Source organism: Quisquiliibacterium sp. (assembly GCF_982640115.1).
In genome coordinates, this window is record NZ_CEXFHW010000195.1 from 1 (window position 1) to 6,911 (window position 6,911).

Here is a 6,911-nt window from a genome sequence, read left to right on the forward strand (position 1 = left end):
CCCTGCTGATTGCGGGTGGGCTGCAGGAAGATCGGCACCGTGCCGGTCATCATGATCGCGTGCAGGATCGACTTGTGGCAGTTGCGGTCGACCACCACGATGTCGTCGGTGCCCACCGCGCTGTGCCAGACGATCTTGTTCGAGGTGGAGGTGCCGTTGGTCACGAAGAACAGGTGATCGGCACTGAAGATGCGTGCGGCATTGCGCTCGGAAGCCGCCACCGGACCGGTGTGATCGAGCAGCTGGCCGAGTTCATCGACCGCATTGCAGACATCGGCGCGCAGCATGTTCTCGCCGAAGAACTGGTGGAACATCTGACCCACCGGGCTCTTCAGGAACGCGACCCCGCCGGAATGACCCGGACAGTGCCAGGAGTACGAGCCGTCGTTGGCGTAGTTGACCAGGGCCTTGAAGAAGGGCGGCGCCAGCGAGTTCAGGTAGTTGGTGGCCTCGCGGATGATGTAGCGCGCGACGAACTCCGGCGTGTCCTCGAACATGTGAATGAAGCCGTGCAGCTCCTTCAGGATGTCGTTGGGGATGTGCTGCGAGGTGCGGGTCTCGCCGAACAGGAAGATCGGGATGTCGGCATTGCGCCGCCGGGTCTCGACGATGAACTTCTTCAGGTCCTGGATCGCCGAACTCTCATCGCCGTCTTCGTTGATCTCCTCGTCATCGATGGAGACCACGAAGGCCGAGGCCCGGGCGGCCTGGTTGGCCACCATGGTGACATCGACATAGGTGAAGCCACCGACGACATCCATGCCCTGGTCTTCGATGGCCTTGGCCAGCGCGCGGATGCCCAGGCCGCTGGAGGATTCCGACTTCCAGTCTTCGTCGATGATGATGATGGGGAAGCGGAATTTCATGGGGGCGTCTCGCGGGGGGAGGCAGGGGCGGTGCGGCGGCCGCGCAGTGCCCGGCGGTGAAGGGGAGCCGCGCCCGGTCGGACGCGCGCGCAAGTAAAGCACAAAACCGGTTGCGATTCGATGCGCCGGCGCGCGCTTGGTCCGACGTCCGGACGCGCGAGCGCGGGCATGACGCGGCAACCCGGGGCGCGTTCGGCGCGTGGGGGCGTCGTGCCCGGCCTGCTCAGGCCTTCCGATCGCGGCCGCTGGCCCGCGCGAAGGCCTCGGCGAGCGCGCCGCCCGCAGCCGGCGCGGGCGAGCGGCCTGGCGTGCCACGGCCTGATCCCGGCCCGCGCCCGGCCGGCGTCGGCCCACCCGACCCCGACCGTGACCCATCGGGCCGGGCGGACGCGGGCGGGCGCGCCCCGGGCGCACCGGCGCGCGGACCCGGCTCGCGGCGCGCGGGCTCACCGGCGCGCGCGGGCCGCATGCTGAGCGCGATTCGCTGGCGCGGCAGGTCGACCTCGACCACCCGCACGCTGACCACCTGACCGGCCCGGACCACTTCACGCGGATCACGCACGAAGCGCTCCGACAGCTCGGAGACATGGACCAGACCGTCCTGATGGACACCGATGTCGACGAAGGCGCCGAAGGCCGCGACATTGGTGACCACACCCTGCAGCTGCATGCCGGGCTGCAGGTCGGAGAGCTTCTCGACGCCCTCGCGGAACTCGGCTGCGACGAACTCGCCGCGCGGATCGCGGCCCGGCTTCTCGAGCTCGGCGATGATGTCGCGCACCGTCGGCTCGCCGAAACGCTCGTCGGTGAACTCGCCGGGCCGCAAGCGGCGCAGCAGTTCGCGGTTGCCGATCAGGCGATCGGCCGGCACGCCGGCCCGCGCCAGGATGCGCGCGACCACGCCGTAGGCCTCGGGATGCACCGCCGAAGCATCGAGCGGGTTGGCGCCCGCGGGCACCCGCAGGAAGCCTGCCGCCTGCTCGAAGGCCTTATCGCCGAACATCGGCACCGAGCGCAGCGCGGCGCGATCGGGGAAGGCGCCATGGGCATCACGCCAGGCAACCACCCGCTGGGCAAGCGGGCCGCTCAGGCCCGAGACCCGCGCCAGCAGCGCCGCCGACGCGGTGTTGACATCGACACCGACCGCGTTCACGCAGTCTTCGACCGCGGCATCGAGGCGGCGGGCGAGCTCGCGCTGATCGACATCATGCTGATACTGGCCCACCCCGATCGACTTGGGATCGATCTTGACGAGCTCGGCGAGGGGATCCTGCAGCCGGCGGGCGATCGAGACCGCGCCACGCAGCGAGACATCGAGTTCGGGGAATTCGCGAGCCGCCAGCTCGCTGGCGGAGTAGACCGAGGCGCCAGCCTCGGACACCACCACCTTGCGCAGCCCGAGCGCGGGATGGCGGGCGATGAGCTCGGCGGCCAGCCGGTCGGTCTCGCGCGAGGCGGTGCCGTTGCCGATCGCGAGCAGCGCGACCCGGTGACGGGCACACAGCGCGGCGAGCGTGGCGATCGAGCCGTCCCAGTCGCGGCGCGGCTCGTGCGGAAAGATGGTGCCGGTGTCGACCAGCTTGCCGGTGTCATCGACCACCGCAAGCTTGACGCCGGTGCGCAGCCCGGGATCGAGACCGAGCACGCAGCGTCGCCCGGCAGGAGCCGCAAGCAGCAGGTCCTTCAGGTTGTCGCCGAAGACACGGATGGCCTCGGCCTCGGCCGCCTCGCGCAGCCGGCCGAAGAGCTCGGTCTCGAGATGGGGCAGAAGCTTGACCCGCCAGGTCCAGCGCGCCACATCGGCGAGCCAGGGGTCGGCTGGCCGGGTGCCACCGATCGCCACCCCGATGCCGACCACGCCGGCCAGCCGCAGCATGGCGGGATGCGGCACCAGGGCATCGCGCTCGGGATCCAGGCCCAGGCGCAGTGAAAGCAGCCCGAGCTGGCGGCCGCGGAACAGGGCGAGCGCACGGTGCGAGGGCGTGGCGGCGAGCGGCTCGGCGTGATCGAAGTAGTCGCTGAACTTCACCGCCTCGGCGCGCTTGTCCTCCTGAACCTTGCAATGGATCCAGCCCTCGGTCCAGAGCAGGGAGCGCAGCGCCTCGAGCACATCGGCGCGCTCGGCGAAGCGCTCGGCAAGGATGTCGCGTGCGCCATCGAGCGCGGCCTTGGCATCGGCCACGCCGTTCTCGCCCTTCTCGTCGGGCGCGCGCAGGAACGCCGCCGCGGTGCTGGCGGGGTCGAGGCCAGGGTCGGCGAGCAGCTGGTCGGCCAGCGGCTCGAGGCCGAGCTCGCGGGCGATCTGCGCGCGAGTGCGACGGCGCGGCTTGAACGGGAGGTAGAGATCCTCGAGCCGCTGCTTGGTGTCGGCGGCCTCGATCGCCGCGGCGAGCGCGTCATCGAGACGGCCCTGATGCCGAATGCTCTCGAGGACCACCAGGCGTCGATCCTCGAGTTCACGCAGGTAGACCAGGCGGTCTGCGAGCAGGCGCAGCTGCGTGTCGTCCAGACCGCCGGTGGCCTCCTTGCGATAGCGTGCGATGAAGGGCACGGTGGCGCCCTCATCGAGCAATGCCACGGCCGCCCTGACCTGCGGCGCGGCCACCGCGAGCTCGGCGGTGAGCGAGGACAGAACGCGGGCTTCGGCGGCGGCGGGCAGGCTGGCGGGCATGGGTCGGGTCAGGGGCGAAGGGCGCGATTCTGCCACGCCCGCAGCGGCCTCACCCGTGCCTCAGTGCACCACCCGCTCGAAGCTGAAGCGACCGTCGCGGAAATCCACCGGGATCACATCCTTCGGCCCAAAACGGCCCTCGAGCATCAGCCGCGACACCGGGTTCTCGATGTGCTGCTGGATGGCGCGCTTCAGAGGGCGCGCGCCGAACACCGGATCGAACCCGACCTTGGCGAGCTCGGCCAGCGCCGGTTCCGTCACGGTGAGGGTCATGCCCTGGGCGGCGATGCGCTGCTCGAGAATGCGCAGCTGGATGCGGGCGATGGACTCGATGTGGCTCGCGCCCAGGCCGTGGAAGACCACGATCTCGTCGATGCGGTTGACGAACTCCGGCCGGAACGACTTCTTCACCTCGCCCATCACCGCCTCCTTGATCAGCTCCGGGTCGTTGGTCTCGGGGCTGGAGGACATGCGCTGGATGTCATGGCTGCCGATGTTGGAGGTCATGACGATCACGGTGTTCTTGAAGTCGACGGTGCGGCCCTGGCCGTCGGTCATGCGGCCATCGTCGAGGACCTGCAGCAGCACATTGAAGACATCGGGATGAGCCTTCTCGACCTCGTCGAAGAGGATCACGCTGTAGGGCTTGCGGCGCACCGCCTCGGTGAGGTAGCCGCCCTCCTCGTAGCCGACATAGCCCGGGGGCGCACCGATCAGCCGGGCCACCGAGTGCTTCTCCATGAACTCGCTCATGTCGATGCGGATGAGGTGGTCCTGCGAGTCGAACAGGAACGCGGCCAGCGCCTTGCACAGCTCGGTCTTGCCCACCCCGGTGGGACCCAGGAACAGGAAGGAGCCATAGGGCCGGTTGGGGTCGGCCAGGCCGGCGCGCGAGCGACGGATGGCATCGGACACCAGGCGCACCGCCTCGTCCTGCCCGACCACCCGCTCATGAAGGCGCTCCTCCATCTTCAGCAGCTTCTCGCGCTCGCCCTGCAGCATCTTGCTCACCGGGATGCCGGTGGCGCGCGAGACCACCTCGGCGATCTCCTCGGCCCCGACCTGGGTGCGCAGCAGACGTGGACGGGAGGCGTCGCCCGCGCCACGACCAGCCTCGGCATCGCTCGCCGCCTTGAGCCGGCCCTCGAGCGAAGGCAGAAGTCCGTACTGGATCTCGGCAAGCTTGTCGAACTGGCCCTTGCGCTGCAGCTCGGCCATCTGGGCGCGCAGCTTGTCGATCTCGGCCTTGATCTGCGCGCTGCCCTGCACCACCGCCTTCTCGGCGCGCAGCAGCTCGTCGAGGTCGGCGTACTCCTTCTCGAGGCGCGCGATCTCCTGCTCGATCAGGTCGAAGCGCTTGCGCGAGGCCTCGTCGGTCTCGCGGCGTACCGCCTCGCGCTCGATCTTGAGCTGGATGAGACGGCGATCGAGCTTGTCCATCGACTCGGGCTTGCTGTCGATCTCCATCTTGATGCGCGCGGCGGCCTCGTCGATGAGATCGATGGCCTTGTCGGGCAGGAAGCGGTCGGTGATGTAGCGATGGGAGAGCTCGGCGGCGGCGACGATGGCCGGGTCGGTGATCTCGATGCCATGGTGCAGCTCGTAGCGCTCCTGCAGGCCGCGAAGGATGGCGATGGTGGCCTCGACGCTGGGCTCGCCCACGAGCACCTTCTGGAAGCGGCGCTCGAGGGCAGCATCCTTCTCGACATGCTTGCGGTACTCGTCGAGCGTGGTGGCGCCGATGCAATGCAGCTCGCCGCGGGCAAGCGCCGGCTTGAGCATGTTGCCGGCGTCGATCGCGCCCTCGGCCTTGCCGGCGCCCACCATGGTGTGGATCTCGTCGATGAAGACGATGGTCTGGCCCTCGTCCTGCGCCACTTCCTTGAGCACCGACTTCAGACGCTCCTCGAACTCGCCGCGGTACTTCGCGCCGGCCAGCAGCGAGGCCATGTCGAGCACCAGCACCCGCTTGTTCTTCAGGGAATCGGGCACCTCGCCGTTGACGATGCGCTGCGCCAGCCCCTCGACGATGGCGGTCTTGCCCACGCCCGGCTCGCCGATCAGCACCGGATTGTTCTTGCTGCGGCGCTGCAGGATCTGGATGGAGCGGCGGATCTCGTCGTCGCGGCCGATCACCGGGTCGAACTTGCCGGCGCGGGCGCGCTCGGTGAGGTCGATGGTGTACTTCTTGAGCGCCTCGCGCTGGCCCTCGGCCTCGGCACTGCCCACCGACTGGCCGCCGCGCACCGACTCGATCGCCAGCTCGAGCGCCTTGCGCTCGAGCCCGGCCTCGCGGGCCACCCGCCCGGCCTCGCCCTTGTCATCGGCCAGGGCGAGCAGGAACATCTCGGAGGCGATGAACTGGTCGCCGCGGCGCGTGGCCTCCTTCTCGGTGAGATTGAGCAGATTGACCAGATCGCGGCCGATCTGCACATCACCGGCAGTGCCGGTGACCTGGGGCAGGCGCTTGATGGCGGCGTCGAGTCCGGTCTTGAGCGCCGGCACCCGCACGCCGGCCCGTTCGAGCAGCGCCCGGCCGGAACCGTCGGGCTGGCCGAGCAGGGCCGACAGCACATGCAGCGGCTCGATGTACTGATGATCGTTGTTCAGGGCGAGGCTCTGGGCATCGGCCAGGGCCTGCTGGAACTGGGTGGTGAGCTTGTCCAGACGCATGGAACGGGCACTCCGGAATGGTTGACTGTCTGGCAGGTAGGGGCCACAGGCTATATTTCAAGCCATGAGCACCCTCTTCTCCCCCCTCGCCCTTCGCAGCCTCAGGCTGCCGAACCGCATCGTGATCGCCCCGATGTGCCAGTACTCCGCCGTCGACGGCATCGCCCAGCCCTGGCACACCGTGCACCTCGGCCAGCTGGCCATCAGCGGCGCCGGCCTGCTGATCGTCGAGGCCACGGCGGTCGAGCCGATCGGCCGGATCACCGCCGGCTGCCTCGGACTGTACGACGCGCCCACCGAGGCTGCGATGACCTCGCTCGTGCGCTCGCTGCGCCAGGTGTCGCCGATGCCGCTCGCCCTGCAGCTCGGCCATGCCGGACGCAAGGCCTCCAGTGGCCGGCCCTGGGAGGGTGGTCAGCTGGTGCCGGCCGAGGCCGGCGGCTGGCGCCCGGTGGGCCCCTCGGCCATCCCGCAGCTAGAAGGCGAGCCGGCGCCGCTGGCCCTCGACGCCGAAGGCCTCGCCCGCCTGCGCGATCGCTTCGTGGAGGCAACGCAACGCGCCGACCGCGTGGGCTTCGACGCGCTCGAGCTGCACGCCGCCCACGGTTATCTCCTCCACGAGTTCCTCAGCCCGATCGCCAACCAGCGCACGGATGCCTATGGCGGCAGCCTGGAGAACCGCATGCGTTTCCCGCTGGAGG

At 69.6% G+C, this 6,911-nt stretch carries 4 protein-coding genes; 1 reads left to right on the top strand and 3 read right to left on the bottom strand.

The genetic code is table 11. The features are described 5' to 3' along the window. The 3 genes from AC2H6A_RS16735 to clpB form a co-directional block, all read right to left on the bottom strand. The coding region (locus AC2H6A_RS16735) for an Orn/Lys/Arg decarboxylase N-terminal domain-containing protein (RefSeq protein WP_484274851.1) at positions 1–866 on the bottom strand (866 nt) is incomplete at its 3' end. 223 nt (positions 867–1,089) lie between these two features. Beyond that, positions 1,090–3,537, bottom strand: a complete 2,448-nt coding sequence (locus AC2H6A_RS16740; RefSeq protein WP_484274852.1) for a Tex family protein — start codon at positions 3,535–3,537, stop codon at positions 1,090–1,092. 60 nt (positions 3,538–3,597) lie between these two features. Then, positions 3,598–6,210: an ATP-dependent chaperone ClpB gene (gene clpB / locus AC2H6A_RS16745; RefSeq protein ID WP_484274853.1), complete on the bottom strand. Its 2,613-nt coding sequence runs from the start codon at positions 6,208–6,210 to the stop codon at positions 3,598–3,600. Positions 6,211–6,274: 64 nt separating this feature from the next. On the opposite strand from clpB, the gene AC2H6A_RS16750 reads away from it, so the two are divergent. After that, on the top strand, positions 6,275–6,911 hold a 637-nt coding region (locus AC2H6A_RS16750), incomplete at its 3' end, for an oxidoreductase (protein WP_484274854.1).